16 protein-coding genes are annotated in these 21,573 nt (G+C 59.6%); 8 read left to right on the plus strand and 8 right to left on the minus strand.

All coding sequences use genetic code 11. The features are described 5' to 3' along the window. Positions 1 to 24 precede the first annotated feature (24 nt). Positions 25 to 1,830 (plus strand): 2-oxoglutarate dehydrogenase, E2 component, dihydrolipoamide succinyltransferase, encoded by a 1,806-nt coding sequence (gene sucB, locus J2S67_RS05490; RefSeq protein WP_310247021.1) that lies wholly within the window; start codon positions 25 to 27, stop codon positions 1,828 to 1,830. Between the two features lie 131 nt (positions 1,831 to 1,961). Continuing rightward, the gene (locus J2S67_RS05495; protein WP_035754502.1) at positions 1,962 to 2,312 is read left to right on the plus strand and encodes a hypothetical protein; all 351 of its coding nucleotides are present in this window, start codon (positions 1,962 to 1,964) and stop codon (positions 2,310 to 2,312) included. A 4-nt stretch (positions 2,313 to 2,316) separates the two neighbouring features. Here J2S67_RS05495 and J2S67_RS05500 read toward each other — a convergent pair whose 3' ends face one another. Next, positions 2,317 to 3,942 carry a protein kinase domain-containing protein gene (locus tag J2S67_RS05500; protein WP_239446413.1) on the minus strand — a complete coding sequence of 542 codons (1,626 nt, stop codon included), beginning with the start codon at positions 3,940 to 3,942 and terminating at the stop codon, positions 2,317 to 2,319. Between the two features lie 186 nt (positions 3,943 to 4,128). Between J2S67_RS05500 and lipB the strand changes: the two genes are divergently transcribed. The 4 genes from lipB to J2S67_RS05520 all read left to right on the plus strand — a co-directional run bounded on the left by lipB (position 4,129) and on the right by J2S67_RS05520 (position 7,500). Continuing rightward, a complete protein-coding gene (gene lipB, locus J2S67_RS05505; RefSeq protein WP_275435963.1) occupies positions 4,129 to 4,836 on the plus strand; it encodes a lipoyl(octanoyl) transferase LipB in 708 nt (235 codons plus the stop codon). Then, positions 4,833 to 5,831: a lipoyl synthase gene (gene lipA, locus J2S67_RS05510; protein ID WP_035754501.1), complete on the plus strand. Its 999-nt coding sequence runs from the start codon at positions 4,833 to 4,835 to the stop codon at positions 5,829 to 5,831. The genes lipB and lipA overlap by 4 nt, the downstream gene beginning before the upstream one ends. Positions 5,832 to 5,955: 124 nt before the next feature. After that, positions 5,956 to 6,657 (plus strand): hypothetical protein, encoded by a 702-nt coding sequence (locus J2S67_RS05515; RefSeq protein ID WP_070507096.1) that lies wholly within the window; start codon positions 5,956 to 5,958, stop codon positions 6,655 to 6,657. A 57-nt stretch (positions 6,658 to 6,714) separates the two neighbouring features. After that, positions 6,715 to 7,500, plus strand: a complete 786-nt coding sequence (locus tag J2S67_RS05520) for a DUF4191 domain-containing protein (protein WP_035754499.1) — start codon at positions 6,715 to 6,717, stop codon at positions 7,498 to 7,500. 97 nt (positions 7,501 to 7,597) lie between these two features. On the opposite strand, the gene J2S67_RS05525 is transcribed toward J2S67_RS05520, so the two are convergent. Beyond that, on the minus strand, positions 7,598 to 8,104 hold the full coding sequence (locus J2S67_RS05525) for an RDD family protein (RefSeq protein WP_070490512.1): 507 nt from the start codon (positions 8,102 to 8,104) through the stop codon (positions 7,598 to 7,600). A 200-nt stretch (positions 8,105 to 8,304) separates the two neighbouring features. Here J2S67_RS05525 and glnA (J2S67_RS05530) point away from each other — a divergent pair, with 200 nt between their 5' ends. Continuing rightward, a complete protein-coding gene (glnA, locus tag J2S67_RS05530) occupies positions 8,305 to 9,729 on the plus strand; it encodes a type I glutamate--ammonia ligase (protein WP_310247037.1) in 1,425 nt (474 codons plus the stop codon). A 101-nt stretch (positions 9,730 to 9,830) separates the two neighbouring features. Here the strand turns inward: glnA (J2S67_RS05530) and J2S67_RS05535 are convergent, their stop codons facing one another. From J2S67_RS05535 to J2S67_RS05545, 3 genes are all read right to left on the minus strand, one after another. Beyond that, positions 9,831 to 12,968 (minus strand): bifunctional [glutamine synthetase] adenylyltransferase/[glutamine synthetase]-adenylyl-L-tyrosine phosphorylase, encoded by a 3,138-nt coding sequence (locus J2S67_RS05535; RefSeq protein WP_310247040.1) that lies wholly within the window; start codon positions 12,966 to 12,968, stop codon positions 9,831 to 9,833. 8 nt (positions 12,969 to 12,976) lie between these two features. Further along, a complete protein-coding gene (glnA, locus tag J2S67_RS05540; RefSeq protein ID WP_035754497.1) occupies positions 12,977 to 14,317 on the minus strand; it encodes a type I glutamate--ammonia ligase in 1,341 nt (446 codons plus the stop codon). Positions 14,318 to 14,420: 103 nt separating this feature from the next. After that, positions 14,421 to 14,603 carry a hypothetical protein gene (locus J2S67_RS05545; RefSeq protein ID WP_035754496.1) on the minus strand — a complete coding sequence of 61 codons (183 nt, stop codon included), beginning with the start codon at positions 14,601 to 14,603 and terminating at the stop codon, positions 14,421 to 14,423. Positions 14,604 to 14,738: 135 nt separating this feature from the next. On the opposite strand from J2S67_RS05545, the gene map reads away from it, so the two are divergent. Then, on the plus strand, positions 14,739 to 15,656 hold the full coding sequence (gene map, locus J2S67_RS05550) for a type I methionyl aminopeptidase (protein WP_083285389.1): 918 nt from the start codon (positions 14,739 to 14,741) through the stop codon (positions 15,654 to 15,656). An 80-nt stretch (positions 15,657 to 15,736) separates the two neighbouring features. Here map and nrdR read toward each other — a convergent pair whose 3' ends face one another. The 3 genes from nrdR to dnaE form a co-directional block, all read right to left on the minus strand. Continuing rightward, positions 15,737 to 16,225: a transcriptional regulator NrdR gene (nrdR, locus tag J2S67_RS05555; RefSeq protein WP_035754495.1), complete on the minus strand. Its 489-nt coding sequence runs from the start codon at positions 16,223 to 16,225 to the stop codon at positions 15,737 to 15,739. A gap of 242 nt (positions 16,226 to 16,467) precedes the next feature. Next, a complete protein-coding gene (gene hisD, locus J2S67_RS05560; RefSeq protein WP_035754493.1) occupies positions 16,468 to 17,814 on the minus strand; it encodes a histidinol dehydrogenase in 1,347 nt (448 codons plus the stop codon). 67 nt (positions 17,815 to 17,881) lie between these two features. Continuing rightward, the gene (dnaE, locus tag J2S67_RS05565) at positions 17,882 to 21,445 is read right to left on the minus strand and encodes a DNA polymerase III subunit alpha (RefSeq protein WP_310247048.1); all 3,564 of its coding nucleotides are present in this window, start codon (positions 21,443 to 21,445) and stop codon (positions 17,882 to 17,884) included. Positions 21,446 to 21,573: the final 128 nt, after the last annotated feature.

Here is a 21,573-nt window from a genome sequence, read left to right on the forward strand (position 1 = left end):
GGCATAGAACAGGAGTGAGTTCCGATGTCTGAGACCGTGAACCTGCCCGAACTGGGCGAATCAGTTACCGAAGGAACCGTGACCCGCTGGCTGAAATCCGTCGGCGATTCCATCGAAGTAGACGAACCGTTGGTGGAGGTCTCCACCGATAAGGTCGACACCGAAATCCCATCGCCAGTAGCTGGCGTTATCCAGGAGATCCTCGTTGATGAAGACGAAGACATCGAGGTAGGCGCCCCGCTGGTCGTGATCGGCGATGGCGAAGGTAGCTCCGATAGCGACTCCGACGATTCCGGTGAAGACTCCGCCGAGGAGGCCGAAGAATCCACGGCAGAGGAAGAGTCCGCTGAAGAAGACTCCGCTGCTGAAGACAACGAGGATTCCGGCTCCGATGAGTCTGGTTCCAAGGATTCCGGGGCTGAGGATTCTGGCGAGAAGACCGAGATCAAGCTCCCTGAGCTTGGCGAATCCGTGACCGAAGGTACCGTGACCCGTTGGCTCAAGGAAGTCGGCGACTCCGTCGACGTTGACGAGCCACTCATCGAGGTCTCCACCGACAAGGTCGATACCGAGGTCCCTTCCCCTGTGGCAGGCACCTTGCTTGAGATCAAGGTCGAAGAAGACGAGGACGTCGAGGTTGGCCAGGTCCTGGCGGTCGTCGGTTCCGGCTCCGCTTCCTCCTCCGATGATTCGAAGGAAGAAGCTTCCGAGGAACCAGCTGAGGAAGAATCCTCGGCAGACGAGGCTACTGAAGAAGCAGCTGAAGAGTCCAAGCCAGAGGCCAAAGACGAACCTCAGGAAGAGGCTCAGCCTGAGCCTGCTTCGAAGGAAGAAACGTCATCGGCACCAGCTAATAAGTCCGCTGCCGGCTACGTGACCCCGATCGTCCGCAAGCTCGCCAACGACAACGGCGTTGACTTGAACTCGATCGAAGGTACCGGCGTTGGCGGCCGCATCCGCAAGCAGGATGTTGAAGCAGCGATTGAGAAGCAGAAGTCCGCCTCCGCTTCGCAGCCAGCAGCTTCGGCGGCTGCATCCGCTGGCTCGGCATCTTCCGGCTCTGCAGCGAAAGCACCTTCGAATGTTCCTTCGTCTGAGGCGCTCAAGGTTCGTGGCACCACCGTCAAGGCGCCACGTATCCGTCAGGTCATCGCTTCCCGCATGCGTGAGTCGCTGGACATCTCGACCCAGCTGACCCAGGTCCAGGAAGTCGACATGACCCGTATCGTGCAGTTGCGCAAGCAGGCTAAGGCTTCCTTCCAGCAGACCCACGGCGTCAACCTGACCTACCTGCCGTTCATCACGAAGGCCGTCACGCACGCTCTGACCCAGATCCCTGCGTTCAACGCCTCCTACGACGAGGAGAAGCAGGAGATCACCTACCACGACGCCGAGCACATCGGCATGGCTGTGGACACCGAACGTGGCCTGTTGGTTCCGGTCATCGCAGACGCCGGCGACTTGTCGCTGGCCGGCGTGGCTAAGAAGATCGCCGAATCCGCTGAGAAGGCACGCACCAACAAGCTCAGCCCGTCTGACCTGGCTGGTTCGACCTTCTCGATCACCAACATCGGTTCGGTCGGTGCGCTGTTCGATACCCCGATCATCAACCAGCCAAACGTCGGAATCCTGGGTACCGGTGTTATCGAGAAGCGTCCACGCGTTGTCACCGACGAATACGGCAATGACGCGATCGCTATTCGCCACATGATGTACTTGTCGTTGACCTACGATCACCGACTCGTTGACGGCGCTGACGCGGGTCGCTTCCTGCAGACCGTCAAGGCGCAGCTTGAGAACGCAGAGTTCGCGTCAGAGCTCGGCCTCTAAGACTGCTAGCCGTCCGCGTATTGACATGATCCCGGGGCCGCAACCGTCAGGTAGCGGCCCCGGAGCCATGTACCGCGGATCCCACATTCCTAGATTTCTACCTAAGCTCCCGCTTGGACAAGGACCTTTTCATGCACGTACTGCAAGATATTCTCCTGGCCCTGCACATGGTTGGCCTGGCCGCGATTGTTGGTAGCTGGCTCACTCATTTCAAGCCAGCAACCGTGACCGTGTGGCAGGTTTACGGCGCGATCATCCAGGTAGTCACCGGCCTTGGCATGTTCGGCACCACAATGGCCATCGGCGGCCAGATCAACCACATGTGGTTCGGCATCAAGTTCCTGTTGGGTCTAATCATCCTGGTGTGCGCACTCATCGGCTACGGCAAGGCAAAGAAGGGCCAGGAAGTCCCAACTGGGCTCGCCCACGGTGTGGGTGGCCTCGGCTTCCTCACCATCTTCTTCGCTATCTTGGGCCGCTAAACCGCTATCCTTTAGGCTTGGCCGCAGCTGCGATGGTTTCTATCTTCCAGCTGCGGCCAACGCGTTTAAAGCCCACATCAAGAACATCCGTACGGCCTGCTTCGCGAGAAACAACGCGGCCAGTCTCCGTTTCTATCGAGTGAGCCTTCAGCTTCACTTCAACAACCGCTGAAGCAAGCTTGCCTTTCTTCTGCTTGGTATCGATGCTCACGCGTTCCAGCTTCATCTCGACACCTGCAAACCGCTGCTTCTCTGCTTGCATCTTCTCAAGCATCTGCCGATCACTCTTCAAACCGGCGGCCTTTACGGTATAGACCTTGTCTAAAGCCGCTACGTCACGCTGCTTGAGCGCAGCCATCCGTGCTTTAAGCTGTTTTTCGACATCGGCCCGTGTGAGTCGTTCATCCTCTGATGCACGCTGACTCGATCCGGCTTGTTTGCCTGGCGCGTCCTCGGTGCTGGATGCGCTCGCTACAGGCTTCGCTACGGTAGTCTGCGTAGCTTGCGCGGCATCCTGCGAACGCGGGCCAGCGAAAACCATGAGTCCGGCAACTGTGAGCATTCCGAGTGCTGCGACCCCGATGATCGCCGTGGTTGGCGTGATCTTCGCTCCACGTAAACGCGAACCAAGCCTGGCGCCAGCTGCGCGTTTGCCAGGCCTGTGTTGAGTCAGCATCAAGGCCCGCCCCTCGGCACGTACAGCCTCGTCAATGTTCAACGGCTCTGGTTCTTGAACAGCCAAAACCTCCGGGGCAAGCTCCTCTGCGGCTGGGCGTTCGCGCGGATCAACTGATAAGCAATCATCGATCAGTTGCGCGAAGCGTTCGTCGATGCCCTTGACCGTGAGAGGCAACGGAACACGGTGTTCGGCTGCAGCTGGTGGCTCCCCTGTCACAACGAACCAGGCGAGAGCTCCCCAACCCCACACGTCGCGGGCTTGATCCGCTACTTCCTCTGCTGGTGCGAACCCTTCAGTGAAACTTTTGGCAGGCGCCGCCCCGAGGGAACGTGCGTTACCCGGATCGATCAAAACCGGGGCTCCGTCGGCCCGGAACATCACGTTCTGCGGGCTCACATCTCCGTGCACCGCGCCGTGCGCGTGAAGGTGTGTCAAGGCTTGGGCGATCGGCACGAGCAACGTCACCGCCTCCCCTACCGGAAGCGAGCCTCGCGCCTCGATCAGATCAGCCGCTGACCCTCCAGGGACAGCTTCCATCACGAGCCGCCGCGTGTCTTCAGCAGCCGTCCCAGCTGGCGCCTCCTCACGATAAACATCTTCGGCGTCGGAAAGAATCTTGACCAGGTGCGGGTGATCCCACGCCGCCGGAGGGCTCGGCATATCGTGCTGGGCGGTTGCTCTGACCCTCCGTACGGCAGCCGGCAGGCCGTCATAGTTTTCAAAATGCACATCCGCTTCCCCACCTGAGCGAAGGTACTGGCGGATGTCACGGCTCAAATCCGGCGAGGTATCAGAACCTGTAATGACTCGCATGAACGGGTCATCCCGGCTCAGTGGAGCATCCTCATGCTCTGAGTCTTCAAAATCAGTGGCTTCAGGCTCACTGGCTTCAGGCTCACAGCCTTCGGGATCGCTACCGTGAGCGTCTGGGTCTTGGGGCTCGTATGCCATGGTGCCCTCACTCTCCGCGTCATAAAACTCAATCCGTGGACGTTCTGGATTCAGTGTGCAGCATTTCCCGCCTTCCCTGCTCGGTTGTCCACAGGTAGGGCGTCTAGACACAGATTTTCCGTTATTCACAGGCCACGTAGTCCCCGGCGTTATCCCCTAACTCCGGTGTGCGCGGTCGTGGGGATTATGCTGGAGAGCATGAGCATCAACGTGTTGGAACCCGGTTATGGCAAAGACGCCGTGGAGTATATGAAGGCGTGGAGTCTGCAGCAGCGGATCCATGACGAGGTAGTTTCCGGGAATGTTCAGCCGACCGTGATCATGCTGGAGCATCCGCCAACGTACACAGCGGGCCGCCGCACACAAGATTCCGATCGCCCCACTGACGGAACCCCGGTAGTCGATGTTGACCGCGGCGGTCTCATTACGTGGCATGGCCCCGGCCAGCTGGTGGCCTACCCGATCGTTCCTCTACGGGATCGTGCCGCGATCAAATCCTTCGTGTGGGCGTTGGAAGAAGCGATCATCAAGACTGTCGCTGATTTCGGGATCACCGCCCAGCGCGTCGAGCATCGCGCGGGCGTCTGGGTGCTGAAAGAGGGCGTACAGGATGAGAAGATCGCCGCGATCGGCCTCCACATCGATAACGGTGTTTCGATGCATGGGCTCTCCCTCAACGTCAACAACAGCCTCGCCCCCTACGATGTGATTGTTCCGTGCGGTATCCAGGATGCCGGAGTCACCACGATGGCGTTGCAGGCAGGCAGGAACATCGAAGTGGCCGATGTGGTTGAGTCCTTAAGCGGGCACCTCTTGGAGGAGCTTGCCCCCGTGGTTACCACACCCGAGAACGAATCTGAGCAGCAAAACATCAAGGAGAACACTCAAGCATGAGCACCCCAGCACCAGAAGGCCGCCGTCTTTTGCGCGTCGAAGCACGCAACGCGGCTGTCCCTGTGGACCGGAAGCCTGAGTGGATCCGCGCCGAGCTCAACATCGGCCCTGAATACGTGAGCCTCAAGAAAGACGTCCATGCTAAAGGCCTGCACACCGTGTGCGAGGAAGCCGGTTGCCCTAATATTTTTGAATGCTGGGAAGACCGCGAAGCATCGTTTTTGATCGGCGGCTCGCAGTGCACCCGGCGTTGTGATTTCTGCCAGATTGACACCGGCAAACCACAGCCGCTCGACCCAACCGAACCGCTCAAAGTCGCTGAGTCGATCCGTGAGATGCAGCTACGCTACGCGACCGTAACCGGTGTGGCACGTGACGACCTCGACGATGGCGGGGCATGGCTGTATGCGGAAACCGTACGTAAGGTTCATGAGCTGAACCCGAACACCGGCATCGAACTGCTTATCCCCGACTTCAACGGCGAGCCGGCCGCCCTCGATCAGATCGTGGAATCCGGCCCTGAGGTGTATGCGCACAATGTAGAAACCGTGCCGCGTATCTTCAAACGCATCCGCCCCGCATTCCGCTACGAGCGTTCCATGGACGTGATCCGCTACGGCAAGGACCGCGGGCTCATCACCAAATCCAACTTGATCCTCGGTATGGGTGAAACCCGCGAAGAGATCTCTGAGGCCCTCCGTGATCTGCACGAGGCCGGCACCGACATCATCACGTTGACCCAGTACCTGCGCCCAACACAGCTGCACCTACCGGTAGACCGGTGGGTCACCCCTGCTGAGTTCGTTGAGCTCAGCGAAGAAGCAGAAGAGATCGGTTTCGGCGCCGTCATGGCTGGGCCGTTGGTCCGTTCTTCCTACCGTTCTGGGCGTTTGTGGGCTCGCGCCATGAAGAACACCGGCAGGGAGATCCCGTCCCACCTCAGCCACATCGACGACACCGGTTCGGCACGTCAAGAAGCCGCCTCGCTCGTCTAACTCAGCAACCGCCGAAGCTGAATGCGAAGGTCTAAGGCAACGGAATCCAGAGCGACGGGGTCTGCCATCAATGTTTGAAACGCCCACCAGCCAACCCATACCGCGGATAGCTACCGTTACCGTGGTGGGTTTGCTTGCCTTGGCAGCCCTGGGTGCGTGCGGATCCCAGGAAAACCCGGCACCGGCTGAACCGACACCGACCACGTCTGCGAGTACATCGGCAAGCCCTACACCGAGCGAAGAACCCTCCGAGGAGCTCGATGCGTGGCCGAAAGACCTCACCCCCGTGAGCGCGCATACACTCAAGGACCCGGTTCTTGAACACGCGTTCACTATCAAACAGGTTCTCGTGAACCCACAAGGGCTACCTGATCCGCCGAAAGGCACGGGATGGCTCCTGGCGCAGGTTGAGGTGACACCAGGCGAGACCACGATGAACGAACCGAGCTGTTCGTGGATCCAGGTCTCGCGCGCATCGAGCTACGTACCGGGGGTATCGCATCAGGTCATTGCGGCCTATGCTGAAGATCTCAACAAGGTCGATGCATACGAAGATTTCGATATCACCCCGTTGTCCGCGCCTGAATCTGGGGCTCCAGTCACGGGTTGGTGCTTGTATCAGGTCAAGGACCTCAACTCGAAAAAAGCTGCATCCGATAAATCTAAGAAATCTGACAAGCCTTCCACCGTGGATGGCACGCAGTTGTGGATGCATGTGCGCCGCCCTGCCATGAAGGACCCGGGGAACCAGAGCTACCCTGAATACGTCGAATCTTCCCGGATCCGTTTCCAGACACATGAATCGACAGCCGGCGCTAAAGAATAGAGCACAGTCCCGCGTTAGCTCAAGCATTACCGGCGTGACCGTCTAGAATGGTGCATTATGGCCAGACTTGATCAGAACGCTCGCGAGCAGATCGCGAAGCTGCGTGAACAACAAAAAGCGGAGAAGCAGGCGCTTAAAGACGCCAAGAAGCGTGCCCGCGCTGAAAAGAAAGAATCGGGACGCGGCGGTCAGATCCGTGAAATCTTCCGGATGACCCGCGAAGCGAAGCCAGCCCTCCCGTGGATCATGCTGGCTATCGTGTTGGGTTCCGGTGCGATCGGTTTCGGTATCGGCTGGTTGCTGAAGAACTGGATCACGTTCCTGATCCTCGGCCTCGTGATTGGCCTCATGCTCGCGATGTTGTACATGTCGCGCAGCGGTGAGAAGGTCGCGTTCCAGAAGATCGAAGGCCGCCCCGGTGCCGCCGGTGCGGCGATGTCTGTTCTGCGCCGAGGATGGGTTTTGAAGGAAGAACCGGTCGCGGTCTCTCCTCGTACCCAGGACCTCGTGTTCATGGCTATTGGCCGCCCTGGTGTTGTCCTGGTCACGGAAGGCCCTAACGGCCGGGTCCGTTCCCTCGTTGAGGGTGTTCGCCGCGACGTTGAGCGCGCGGTCCGCGGCGTTCCTGTAACGATCATCAACTCAGGCTCCGGTAAGAACCAGACTCCGTTGCCTGAGGTTTCCAAGACGATGAAGAGCCTGCCTAAATCGATCTCCCGTCAGGAAGTCCGTGCTGTTGATCAGCGGCTCTCAACCTTGCGTTTGTCCAAGCCACCTATCCCTAAAGGTATGGACCCTAACCGTCCACCACGCATGTCCCGCCGTGCATTGCGCGGCAATTAACGGCTAGCTCGGAAGCCAACCAGTTGGTCTCCTAGCGTGGAGTCCTGCCCTCTAATAAGCCGATGGCGGTGGAGTTTTCCTCTCCACCGCCATCGGCTTATTTGCGGACGATGCGGCCGCGCTCCCCGCCGCGAACCACAGTGAGCACGAGGCCGCGGACGCGGTCGTGAACACCTCGCTGGTCCGCGTCCATCACCACGGCAGGGATGACCAGAAGCAGCAAGACAGTGCGGATCAGGGCGTCCAGCGGCGAGATTGGGGTGCCGTCGAGGCGCTGGACCTGCATGCCTAGAATCCAGTGGCCTATGGTGCGCCCAAAGATCGTGAGCATGACCAACGTCATGACCACGAACACCACAAGGTTCAGCCACGGCAGCTGGTCGCGGCTGATGAGCCAAGACACGCCCATCGCAAGCCCCCAGTCGATCAACAAAGCCAGGATGCGTGGGCCCATGCGCCCTACCGCGCCAGGGCCAGATTCTGGGCGGCCAAGCCCCGCACCGGGATATTCGCTGTTATGGGTTTGTGGGGGTCCACTAATCCACGAACCGATATCGGCTCGCGTGACGCGGGTCTCGCGTTCATTCTCAGGTTTCTTGGCCATAGGCCTCATTCTACGTGGCGAGCCCACCGCCCACTGCGCCTAACCGCCCTGGCTTCTGCATGGGTGAAAACCTGTTCATCTCACAAAACCAAGCCCCCGCCCCGGCAAAACCACCAAGGCGAACGAGTTATTGACTAAACTGGGATGTGAGGACCGCTCATTCTCAACGGACCACACACCATGCCTAGGAGGCTACAGACGTGTTCACGTCAACCGAAGAAGTACTGACCTTCATCGAACAAGAGGAGGTGCAGTTCGTCGACATTCGGTTTACAGACCTGCCTGGCATGCAGCACCACTTCAACGTGCCGGCCTCGACGGTTGACGAAGACTTCTTCGTCAACGGCCAGCTGTTCGATGCGTCCTCGATCCGCGGTTTCGAAGGGATCGCGAACTCGGACATGCAGCTGATCCCGGACATCAAGACCGCGTTCGTTGACCCGTTCCGTGCGGCGAAGACCCTCGTCATGACCTTCTCGGTGGTCAATCCACGCACGGGCGAGCCGTACGGCCGTGACCCACGCGGCGTCGCGGAACGGGCTGAAGCCTACCTCGCATCGACCGGTATCGCTGACACCGCCTTCTTCGCATCCGAAGCCGAATTCTTCATCTTCGATGACGTCACCTACTCGACTGAACCGCACAACACCGGGTTCAGCGTCGACTCCGTAGAAGCTGCTTGGAACACCTCCGCTTTGGAAGAGGGCGGAAACCTTGGCCACAAGATGCGCACCAAGGGCGGCTACTTCCCGGTCTCCCCTAACGATAAGCAAGCTGACCTGCGGGATGACATCTCGCTCAAGCTCACCGATGTGGGTCTCAAGGTTGAGCGTGCACACCACGAAGTCGGTGCGGCAGGCCAAGCAGAGATCAACTACGAGTTCAACACGCTCGTGCATGCGGCAGATGACCTCATGAAGTTCAAATACGTGGTCAAAAACGTCGCTCAAGAGTGGGGTAAGACCGCAACGTTCATGCCGAAGCCGCTACAGAACGACAACGGTTCCGGCATGCACTGCCACCAGTCCCTCTGGAGTGACGGCAAGCCGCTGTTCTACGATGAGCTCGGCTACGCGAACCTCTCCGACACGGCCCGCTGGTACATCGGCGGCCTGCTACACCACGCATCGGCGGTCATGGCGTTCACGAACCCGACCGTGAACTCCTACCGACGCCTCGTCAAAGGCTTCGAAGCGCCAGTGAACATGGTGTACTCGCAAGGCAACCGCTCCGCCGGTATCCGCATCCCGATCACCGGATCCAACCCGAAGGCCAAGCGCCTCGAGTTCCGTGCACCGGATGCCTCCTCCAACCCATACCTCGCTTTCGCGGCCCAGCTCATGGCGGGCTTGGACGGTATCCGTAACCGCATCGAACCGGCAGACCCGATCGATAAGGACCTCTACGAGCTCCCACCAGAGGAAGCCGCAGACATCCAGAAGGCACCAGAGACCCTCTCCGAGGCGCTCGAAGCGTTGCGTGAAGACCACGAATTCCTGCTCGCAGGCGACGTCTTCACCGAAGACCTCATCGAAACCTGGATCGAGGATAAATACGAAAACGAAGTACGCCCTATGATGGCTGCCATCACGGCGCTGGAATACGAGCTCTACTACTCGCTCTAAACCAGGCATGTTGAGGGGCTAGGAACCATGTGGTTCCTAGCCCCTCAACAGTTAACCGCTGTGCTCGGCGCTGCTCGCCGCGGCGCTGTTTACCATGGCTTTCACCGTGGCTGTTCGCCGTAGAACAGCTCCTCGAAGACTTGCCGGGCCCGCCGCGCAACACGTAGCCACGCTTCTTCCAGTTCAGGCCCGGCGTCTTTGCCCCAGCCGATCCACGTCGCTACTGCAGAGATCTCCGAGCGGCTCGAGGGGAAAGAGTCCGAGGCCCGGCCCGTGCATGCCATGTTGGCAGCACGCACGTCAGTCGCTAACTTCCAGGCGGTCTCGAGGCTCTCGGCGTCCTCTTGGCTGATGAGCCCGGCCTGATGGCCTGCACGCAACGCCTCCAACGTGTTCGTGGTCTGTAAGCCCGGGTAGCGTTTAGCGAAACGTAGCTGCATCGACTGAACCAGCCACTCGACATCGCTCAAACCGCCTGGCCCCAACTTCACGTGCCGGCGTGGATTCACTCCGCGCGGCAACCGCTCTCCCTCAACACGTGCTTTGACTCGCCGGATCTCCTGGAGTTCCTTTTCTGAGAGGCCGTGCTGATACCGCACCGGGTCGATCAGTTCAACGAACTTAGCTCCAACTTCCTCATCGCCTGCGAACGGGCGGGCACGCAACAAAGCCTGCCGTTCCCAGGTTTCTGCCCACTTCTCGTAATAGTCGGCATAGGAGTCCAGCGAGCGCACGAGCGGACCGTTTTTACCTTCAGGGCGTAGATCGACGTCGATCTTCAGCCGGTGCTCTGCCAGGATCGGTGGCGTCAACGAACCCGAAAGCAGATGCCCCAAAGCTGAAGCCATACGGTTGGCCTGTTGTTTAGCCGCCTCAGGGTCACCCCCCTCGACAGGCTCGTACACGTACATCGCATCCAGGTCAGAGCCGTAACCGATCTCCGCGCCACCTTGCCGGCCCATCGCAATCACTGCGAACTGAGCGAGTTCGCCATGCTCGGCTACCTCTTGCCGCCGAGCAACATGCCAAGCCCCCATCACGGCGGCCTGATCCACGTTTGACAGCGCCCTGCCTAATTCTTCAACGTCGATCAGCCCAGAACCGTGAGCCAAAGCAACACGCAACAACTCCCGCCGCCGCGCAGTCCTCACCAACTGCATACCGCCATCGGCGGCGTCCTCATGCCTATCCAGCTTGGCTGAAACCTGCTTCCACAACCGCTCCCAGCTACGCGGTTGCAAATCAGAGTCGTTGCCGAGCCACGCGGTCGCCTCCGGCGATACCTCCAACAGATCCACAACCATCCGCGACGTCGACAAGATGCGGCACAACCGTTCCGCACCCGCCGGGGAGTCACGCAGCATAGACATGAACCACGGGGTTGAGCCCAACGCGTCAGAAAGCCGCCGGAAACCAAGCAGGCCGGCATCCGGGCTCACGCCATCGGCAAACCATTCCAACATGACCGGCAGCAAGTGCCGTTGCAGTGCTGCGGTACGCGAGATCCCGCCGGTCAGCGCTTCGATGTGGCGCATCGCTTGCTTCGGATCCGCATAGCCCAAAACCTTCAGACGCGCTTGAGCGGCCCCCGGGGTGAGCCGCACTTCATCATCCTGTAGGCCGGCGGCTGCGGCCAGCAACGGCCTGAAGAAAATCTTCTGATGCAGGCCACGGACACGTGCTTTGATCTTCCGCCACGCCGTCAGCATGTTCTCGGCAGTCACAACCTGCCGCTCATCAGGCGAGGCGACACCGCGGGCGAGCGCCCTCTGCTCGGCCTCCGATTTCGGCATCGCGTGTGTACGCCGCAACCGAACCAGCTGAATCCGGTGCTCCAAGCTACGCAAATACCTGTAGTCCGCGCTGAACTGGCGGGCATCATCGCGCGAGATATAGGCAGCGCTTGCTAACGCATCGAGCGCCTCCAACGTGCCACGCACCCGTAACCCCTCGTCCACGCGGCCATGCACAAGCTGCAGCAGCTGCACCGTGAACTCGACGTCACGCAGCCCGCCCGGTCCGAGCTTGATCTGCCTCTCAACCTCGGCTTGCGGAATGTTATCTGTGACTCGCTGGCGCATCTTCTGCACTGCTTCAACAAAGCCGTCGCGGCGAGAGGCTTCCCACACCATCGGCCAGATCGCCTCGATGTACTCGTCTCCGAGCGCGGTATCGCCTGCAATCGGCCGGGCTTTCAGCAGCGCCTGGAACTCCCAGTGCTCCGCCCAGCGCTTGTAGTAGTTCAGGTGCGAGGCCAGCGTGCGTGACATCGCGCCGTCTTGACCCTCAGGCCGAAGGTTGGCATCCAGCTCCCATAACGCAGGTTCCTTGCCGGTGGAACCCACGATGTGTCCCATCGCCTTCGTGAGGTTAGCCGCGATGTCCTCGGCGCGTTCAACGGCCTGCGTCTCAGCGCCTTCCTTTACCGAATGCACATAGATGACATCAACGTCAGAGACGTAGTTCAATTCTCTCGCGCCGCATTTACCCATCCCGATCACGGCCAACCGCACCTGGGTCACATCGGTGTCCGGATACGTGTCAGCCACGTGCCGGTAGGCGATCGCAAGCGCCCCGTCAACGGCCGCGGCCGCGAGGTCTGCAAGTTCAGCCGCAACCATCCGCACCGACTCTGCGGCGTCATCGGCGCACACGTCTTTCATCGCGGTGTCCAGAAGCTCCGCTCGATACGCCACGCGCAGTGCTGCGACGGTGGCGTCGTCGGCTACAGCGGCGATCGGAACATCGGATTGCGGGTCAGCGCCGACGGCGGTGAGCATCTTGGCGCGCAACCCACTGGGATCCGATGGCTCGTATTCACTTGGCCGGGCAATACTGAACGCTTCGGCTTGGTCGGGGTGGCGCAGCACGAAGTCGATGAGTGCCTCTGAGGCGCCAGCGAGCATGAACAGAGGCTGATTCCGTTGCGGATCTTCCACTGTCTCTGCCAGCGAGGGCACCCGCTCAAGTAACCGGATCACGTTCAGCAAGGCCATGTCCGGGTCAGCGGTAGCCCGTAGCGCTTCAAGCACCCTCACGTGATCGATATTCGTGAGCTCTTTAGACCTCAACAGTGCCCGCGCACGCTTCGAATCGTTGAATCCGGCGGCGCGAACCGCGCGGTCAATGGTAGAAGAGTCAATGCCGGGAGAGTCAACGGTCGACGAGCCAATCGCGGGAGAGGCAACGCTGGATGCCTCGACGGTGGATGGATGTTTATCCTCTTGTGGATGGGTCATGGATTCTTCTACAGCATCCCCAAGTAACGGCGCAGTTCAAACGGGGAAATGTCTTGGCGGTATTCGTCCCATTCGGCTCGTTTATTGCGCAGCAGCGCATCGAAAACCCACTCGCCCAGGATGTCAGCAACCAGCTCGGAATTCTCCATCACGTGGATCGCTTCATGCAGCGTGGAGGGCAACGGATCCAAGCCAAGCACGCGGCGTTCTCGGCTTGTGAGCGAGAAAATGTCTTCCTCGGTTGGGTCGCCGAGGTCGTATCGATCGCGGATACCTTTGAGTCCAGCACCCAGGATGCATGCGTAGGCCAGATACGGGTTCGCGGCCGAATCGATGCCGCGGTACTCGACGCGGGCGGATTGGCCCTTGTCTGGCTTATACAGCGGGACGCGCACGAGGGCGGAGCGGTTGTTGTGGCCCCACGAGATGTGGCTTGGCGCTTCTCCCCCGCCCCACAAGCGTTTATAGGAGTTCACAAACTGGTTGGTGACCGCAGTGAATTCCGGCGCGTGAGTTAATACGCCGGCGATGAACTGGCGTGCCGTGGTGGAGAGTTGATATTCCCGGCCACCTTCAAAGAATGCGTTACGTTCACCCTCAAACAACGAAAAATGGGTGTGCATACCGGAACCGGGGTGTTGTGAGAACGGTTTAGGCATGAACGTCGCATAGATACCTTGCAGTAGCGCGACTTCTTTAATGATGGTGCGGAAGGTCATGAGGTTATCCGCGGTGGTCAGCACATCGGTGTAGCGCAGGTCGATCTCGTTTTGTCCCGGCCCCGATTCGTGGTGGGAGAACTCAACGGAAATACCGACTTCTTCGAGCGTGGTCACGGCCTTGCGGCGGAAGTCTTGTGCGATGCCGCCGGCAACGTGGTCGAAGTAGCTCGCCGAATCGACCGGTTGAGGATGCCCGTTGGCGTCCATCTCATCGCTGCGCAGCAGGTAGAACTCGACTTCCGGATGCGTATAGCACGTGAACCCCATGTCTGCGGCCTCTTCAACCTGTCGCTTCAAGACGTGGCGCGGATCCGCCAACGATGGCTCGCCATCGGGGGTCAAGATGTCACAGAACATGCGGGAGGTCGGCTCGATGTTGCCTCTCCACGGCAACAATTGAAACGTTGTAGCGTCCGGTTGCAGGAGCATATCGGACTCAAAAATCCGGGAAAGCCCTTCGATCGAAGAACCGTCGAAACCCAGCCCTTCACGAAACGCGCCTTCGACCTCCGCTGGGGCGAGCGCTACAGATTTAAGCGAGCCCACAACGTCGGTAAACCACAACCTGACGAATCGGACATCGCGCTCCTCAATGGTTCTGAGGACGAAGTCTTGCTGACGGTTCACTCAATGCTCCTTCATTGCATGCCTGCTGCCGTGGCTGGCTTTCTAGGGTCTTCCCGGGCTTCGCGGACCTAGCGGGCTATTTCGCGGGTCTGGCTCCCCATTACTAGTCTTCGTCTTCTTCGTCCCATTCGCGAGTGCGTTCTGCCGCGATCTCGTAGGCGCGTGATGCTTCTTCCGCGCTACGGTAGGGGCCCATCCGCTGGGACCCGATGGACTGCGGGCCTTTCTCCACCTCACCGGTTGAGGTGTTGAACCAGTATTCGCCTTCCGGTGCGTTCTGTGTCATGATCTTCCCCTTCTCTTATGAGCCGCGCGGCCCCTTCCGGGACCACTTCACCGCAACATGGTTGATGCCGCGGCCTTGACCTTCCCTCTTCACATTACGCGGTTCTGCCCCACAGGTGGGTCCTAAACTGGTGACATGACTGATTCTTCTGCTGCACCGTCTTCGTCCGCTTCCTCCTCGCGCGCAACCGCGCCCATCGGGAATCTGACGAAAGGCCGGGTTTCTGCGCTCCGAAAGGTCCCAGGGAACATTCAGCGCCCTCCCTACGTGGGTAAGCCGGGGCCTGAAACCTGGGACGGCGGAGATGTTTATTCCCCGGAGGAAGTCGAACGGATTCGCGCGGCGGGCCGTATTGCCGCTGATGCCCTGCAACTGATCGGTGAGACGGTCAAGCCTGGCATGACCACGGATGAGGTCGATGCGATCGGTCACGAGTTCCTCATCAAGAACGGCGCGTACCCTTCAACGCTTGAATATCAGGGCTTCCCTAAGTCCACGTGCACCTCGCTCAACGAGGTTATTTGTCACGGCATCCCTGATGACACGGTCATCCAGGACGGTGACATCATCAACGTGGACATCACCGCATATAAAGACGGCATGCACGGCGACACCAACGCGACATTCCTTGTGGGAGATGTGGATCAGGAATCCCGCGACCTCGTTGAGCGCACACGCGAGGCCATGATGCGCGGTATTCGCGCGGTCAAGCCGGGGCGCCAGATCAATGTGATCGGCCGGACCATCGAGGTCTATGCCAAGCGGTTCGGGTTAGCTGTGATCCGGGACTTCACCGGCCACGGTGTAGGTGGCGCGTTCCACTCCGGACTGATTGTTCCGCATTACGATGCCGCACCCGCTTATGACACGGAGATGGTGCCTGGCATGGTTATCACGATCGAGCCGATGCTGGCGCTCGGTACGCACCGCTGGCAACAATGGGATGACGGCTGGACCGTGGTGACAGCCGACCGTAAACGCACAGCCCAGTTTGAACACACGCTGGTTGTTACCGAAGACGGCGCCGATATCCTCACGCTACCGACGCCGTAGTTCGGCCGTGTTTTAGGGAGCCGTGTTTTAAGAGAGCCGGCGGCGGTTCGGGCTTCCCCTCCCGAACCACCGCCGGAGATTTATGTGGCGGAGAGCGTACGTTGATGTGGAGGCAACGTTGTCTCTGGGTTTTCCCGCAACGCTTTGATCGCGTCTTCAAAATCTTCGAGGGTTTCAAAGCCTTGATACACGGATGCAAACCGCAGGTAGGCGACCTGATCGAGCCGGCGTAGCGGGCGAAGGATCGCAAGACCTACATGGTGCGCATCGACTTCCGCCCGGCCTTCCGCACGTATTGTCTCTTCGACTTCTTGGGCGAGCATCGCCAGGTCGTCTTCCGATACTGGCCGGCCTTGGCAGGCTTTCGAAACACCAGAGACGATCTTGGCGCGGCTGAAAGGTTCAGCAACCCCTGAGCGTTTCACAACCGAAAGGCTCGCGGTCTCTACCGTGGTGAAGCGGCGCCCACACGAACTGCATTGGCGGCGACGACGAATCGAATAGCCGTCTTCGGTTGCGCGGGAGTCAACAACACGCGATTCAGCATGCCTGCAGAACGGACAAAACACGCGGCTGACCTCCCTTCACAACAGTGCTCAGGCTGTCACCTCAACGGTCTGCACAGTCCAGACACTCGTTTCACACACGCAACGTGCATCACAATCATAACCGGCATTACGTGAATCACCAACATGTAATTACTACATCTAGTAATCCGCTACAAACACACCCACGGGACTTAGGGTTCTCATAGCGAAGCTGTTGGGGGTCACTGAGCTCCACCGCGGGCCCAGCGCTTCTCTATCGCTACTCAGAGCTCGCGGGCCGTGACAGCTTCGCCGTGTGCCGGTAGATCTTCTGCGGAAGAGAGCGCCAGAACATGCTCGGCCACTTCAGCAAGTCCTGCACGGTCATAGCGAATCTCTTGAATGGCCTTGAGGAAGGTCGTGACGTTCAGCCCGGACGCGTGACGAGCCGTCCCCATGGTTGGTAGAACGTGGTTGGAACCGGCCGCGTAATCCCCGAGGCTCACCGGCGAATAGGTTCCCAAGAACACCGCACCAGCCTGAGTGATGAGTGCGGCGTCTGCTTCTGGGTCTTCTGTAAGCAGTTCAAGGTGCTCGGCGGCATAGTGATTCGCGGCAGCGATCGCCGCATCGTGGTCATCCACAAGCACGATGCCGGACTGTGGGCCGGAGAGCGCCGTCAACACACGCTCGGCGTGCTTTGTTTTTTGCGCTCGTTCTCGCGTCTCGGTGCGGAATACATCCACCAGCTGCGGATCCCACGTGATGATGACGCTGGCCGCGTTCGGATCATGCTCAGCCTGGGAGATCGCATCAGCTGCAACGATCTTCGGATCGGCGGAGGCGTCCGCGACGATCGCGATCTCGGTCGGGCCGGCCTCAGAATCGATACCGACCTCGCCTTTGACCATCGCTTTCGCAGTCGCGACGAAAACATTGCCCGGCCCGGTGATCAAATCGACCGGCTCGAGCGGAGCATCCAGACCGGCGTCGGCCTCAGCTTCTAGGCCATAAGCCAACACACCGATCGCTTGCGCGCCACCCACCGCATACACTTCCTGGATCCCTAGAAGCTGCGCGGCAGCAAGAATCGTGGGGTGCGGCAACCCCGTTCCGTCTTTAGCCGGCGGGCTCACGAGCGCGATCGAACCAACACCTGCCTCTTGCGCAGGCACCACATTCATGACAACCGAGGACGGATAGACCGCCAAACCACCTGGAACATAGAGCCCGACGCGCTGCACCGGCTCCCACCGCATCGTGACACTCGCGCCAGGGCCAAAGTTGGTTGTGGTCGGGCCCGGCTTGTGATCAGCGGCGAACGTGCGGGCGCGCTCGATCGCGACCTCGAGACCGCGGCGGACTTTCTCATCGAGTCCAGCCAACGCGTTTGCCATCGCCTCAGCTGGAACGCGAAGGGAAGGCACGGCGACCCCATCGAACTGTTCGGTCAGTGCCGTGACAGCTGTAGCGCCGCCTTCGCGCACCATCTTGAGGATGTTTTCGACAACGCTCTGATGCTCCATGCTCGTGCTGGCCTCCAAACGGGGCAGGCCAGCGCGGATGCCGGCATCATCGGCTCCACGCAGATCGATCAGTGGGAGGACATCAGTTTCTTCTACGTTGCTCACCCTCCCAGTCTAGGAGCCGAAGCATGCGGTGCGCCCATGTGTCACACCGTGTGACACTTCCGCTGAGCTAGATGAGACAGTCCGGCCCTAGGAGCACCTTGAGGTCGCCGAACAGTGCTGCGTTCGGGGTGACCTTGTATTGGGAACCCAACCGCATCGTTTCAATCGTGGCGCTACCGATGAGTTTGACCCGCACTTCGGATTTACCGGGGTGGGTTCGCAGGACGTCACCGAGTTGGCGGATCACCGGCTCGGTGGCCTGGTGTGTTGGGATCTGAACCAGCAAAGGGCCTGAGCCGCCGTCAGCGGTGATGTCTGGGATCTTGAGCTCTTGCGCAGAGATCGAGATCGCCCCGTCATCGCGGCGCTGGAAGCGGCCCTTGACGGTCACGATGAGGTCCTCTGCCAACAAGGTCGCGATCGGCTGGTACGCCTGCCCAAAGAACATGACCTCGATCGAACCCGAGAGGTCTTCAATCTCACATTTGGCGTACGGGTTGCCCGAGTTCTTCGCAACACGCCGCTCAAGGTTGGTGATCATCCCGGCGATCGTGATGGTGTGCCCGTCTTGCGGGCCACGGTCGGAGACCACGGTTGCGATCGGCATGTCAGCGAGCCTGCCGAGCGCATCCCCCAGCCCCTGCAGCGGGTGGTCGGATACGTAGAGGCCCAACATTTCACGCTCGAGGCTGAGCTTTTCCTTCTTATCCCATTCAGGAATGTCAGGGATTTCAACATCGAGCGCGTTCGCCAGGCTCTCATCCCCGGACATGCTGAATAAGTCGAATTGATGTGCGGCCTCGTGGCGTTTGAGCGCCATCGCTTGATCCACAGCATCTTCGTGGATAGCGGTCAATGCACGGCGATGGTGGCCGAGGTCGTCAAAAGCGCCTGCTTTGATGAGGGATTCGATGGTGCGCTTGTTGAGCGCTTGCGGGCCGACTTTGTTGAGGAAATCGGAGAAGGACTCGAAACGTCCCTTTTCTTCGCGGGCCTCCACGATGGCTTCCACAACGTGGCTACCGACGTTACGGACCGCACCGAGCCCGAAGCGGATGTCACTTCCGACTGGGGCGAAGTTATTTTGGGATTCATTGACGTCAGGCTGCAGAACCTTGATGCCCATCCGGTGGCATTCGTTGAGGTAGAGCGCCATCTTGTCTTTATCTGTACCGACCGAGGTCAACAGCGCGGCCATGTATTCGGCCGGATAGTTGGCTTTGAAGTAGGCGGTCCAATAGGACACGAGTCCGTAGGCGGCGGAGTGCGCTTTGTTGAACGCATAGTCAGAGAACGGGAGCAGGATGTTCCACAGCGAGGTGATCGCCTCCTCGGAGAAGCCACGTTCGACCATGCCGTCATGGAATCCCTGATACTGGCGATCCAACTCTTCTTTCTTCTTTTTACCCATCGCACGCCGCAAGAGGTCTGCCTGGCCCAGCGAATAGCCTGCGACTTTCTGCGCGATCGCCATAACCTGTTCCTGGTAGACGATCAAACCGTAGGTGGTATCCAGGATTTCTGCGAGCGGTTCAGCCAGTTCCGGGTGGATCGGGGTGATCTCCTGCTGCCCGTTTTTACGCAACGCATAATTCGTGTGGGAGTTAGCGCCCATCGGGCCTGGACGGTACAGCGCGATGACCGCGGAAATGTCTTCGAAGTTGTCTGGACGCATGAGGCGCAGCAGAGAGCGCATCGGCCCGCCATCGAGCTGGAAAACACCGAGTGTGTCGCCTCGAGCCAGCAGCTCATAGGCCGCCTTGTTGTGGGTGTCGAGCCGTTCAAGGTCCGGGACCTCTCCCCCGTTGAGGCGGATGTTCTCCATCGCATCAGAGATGATCGTGAGGTTACGCAGACCCAAGAAGTCCATCTTGATCAGGCCGAGGGATTCACAAATCGGGTAGTCCCACTGCGTGATGACCTGTCCGTCTTGGAGGCGACGCATGATCGGCACAACATCGATGATCGGTTCCGAAGACATGATGACCCCGGCCGCGTGCACACCCCACTGGCGTTTGAGGCCTTCCAAGCCTTTCGCGGTTTCGAAAACCTTGCGGGCTTCCGGGTCAGATTCGAGCAGTTCGCGGAATTCGCCGGCCTCGCCGTAGCGCGCGGCATCTGGGTTCTCTACGTCCCACAGCGAAATGTCTTTAGCCATCACCGCTGGCGGCAAAGCCTTAGTCAGGGTCTCGCCCATCGCGAACGGGTGACCCAGCACGCGGGAGGCATCCTTGAGTGCCTGCTTTGTTTTGATCGAACCGTAGGTCACGATCATCGAGACCTTATCGGCACCGTATTTTTCGATCACATACTGGATGGTTTCGCCGCGGCGGCGATCGTCAAAGTCGACGTCGAAGTCCGGCATCGAGACACGTTCTGGGTTGAGGAAACGCTCAAAGATCAAGCCGTGCTCAAGCGGGTCCAGGTCAGTAATACGCAACGCGTAAGCGACCATCGAGCCCGCACCCGAACCACGCCCAGGCCCCACACGGATGTCGTGGTCCTTGGACCAGTTGATGAAGTCCGCGACCACCAGGAAGTAGCCGGGGAAACCCATACGCTCGATAATCCCGAGCTCGTATTCGGCCTGCTTCTGGGATTCTTCCGGAACTCCATCCGGATAACGGTAGTGCAGGCCGCGCTGAACCTCCTTGACCAGCCACGTGTGCTCCGTCTCCCCTTCCGGGACCGGGAACTGTGGCATGTATTTGCCGATCGATGGCTCAAAATCGACCTTGCACCGTTCAGCGATCATCAGCGTGTTATCGCACGCTTCAGGCAGCTCGCTGAAAAGCTCACGCATTTCACGCGGTGACTTCAAGTAGTAGCTGGAACCGTTGAACGCGAAACGTTTACCGCCCTGATCATACGAGGGCTCCAACAGGGTTGAGCCGGACTGGATCGCCAAGAGCGCTTCGTGTGCTTTCGCGTCTTCTTCGTGCGTGTAGTGAAGGTCGTTAGTCGCAACCAGCGGCAGGTTGAGGTCTTTAGCTAGACGCATCAGATCGCCACGCACGCGGTGCTCGATTTCGAGCTCGTGGTCCATGAGCTCGAGGAAATAATTCCCCTCACCGAAAATGTCTTTGTACTCCCCGGCCGCACGCAGCGCCTCATCGTATTGACCCAGCCGCAAGCGAGTCTGAATCTCACCCGATGGGCAACCCGTTGTTGCGATAACACCCTTGGAGTATTGGGAGATCAGTTCACGGTCCAGGCGCGGCCAACGCGAGAAAACCTGATCCAGCGACGCCTTCGAGACCGCCTTGTTGAGGTTGTACCAGCCTTCGTTATTCTCCGCCCACAGCGTCATGTGGGTATAAGCGCCACCACCGGAGACGTCATCGCCCTTTTGATCACGCGTACCCCACTGCACACGCGTGCGGTCGCTACGTGCAGTACCTGGAGTCACATACGCTTCAACACCCAAGATGGGGTTGATGCCTTTGTCTTTAGCCTTCCGATAGAAATCGTAGGCACCGAAAAGATAGCCGTGATCGGTGATCGCCATCGAATCCATGCCCAACCGTTGGGCTTCATCGAAAAGATCAGTAACACGGGCCGCACCATCCAACATCGAATATTCGGTGTGGGTGTGCAGGTGAACAAAACCATCGTCAAGACTTCCAGCCACACCACCATGGTAGCCAGCACTACGGCCCTTACCGGGGACGGCTCGGCATCAACCCACAAGTATCACCGAACAGTGTGGCGCGGCTCCCCTAGCGCTGTTCCTTCTACGCTCTGTTTCTTCTACGCGGC

Origin of the sequence: Pseudoglutamicibacter albus (assembly GCF_031458175.1) — a bacterium.
GTDB lineage: Bacteria > Actinomycetota > Actinomycetes > Actinomycetales > Micrococcaceae > Pseudoglutamicibacter > Pseudoglutamicibacter albus.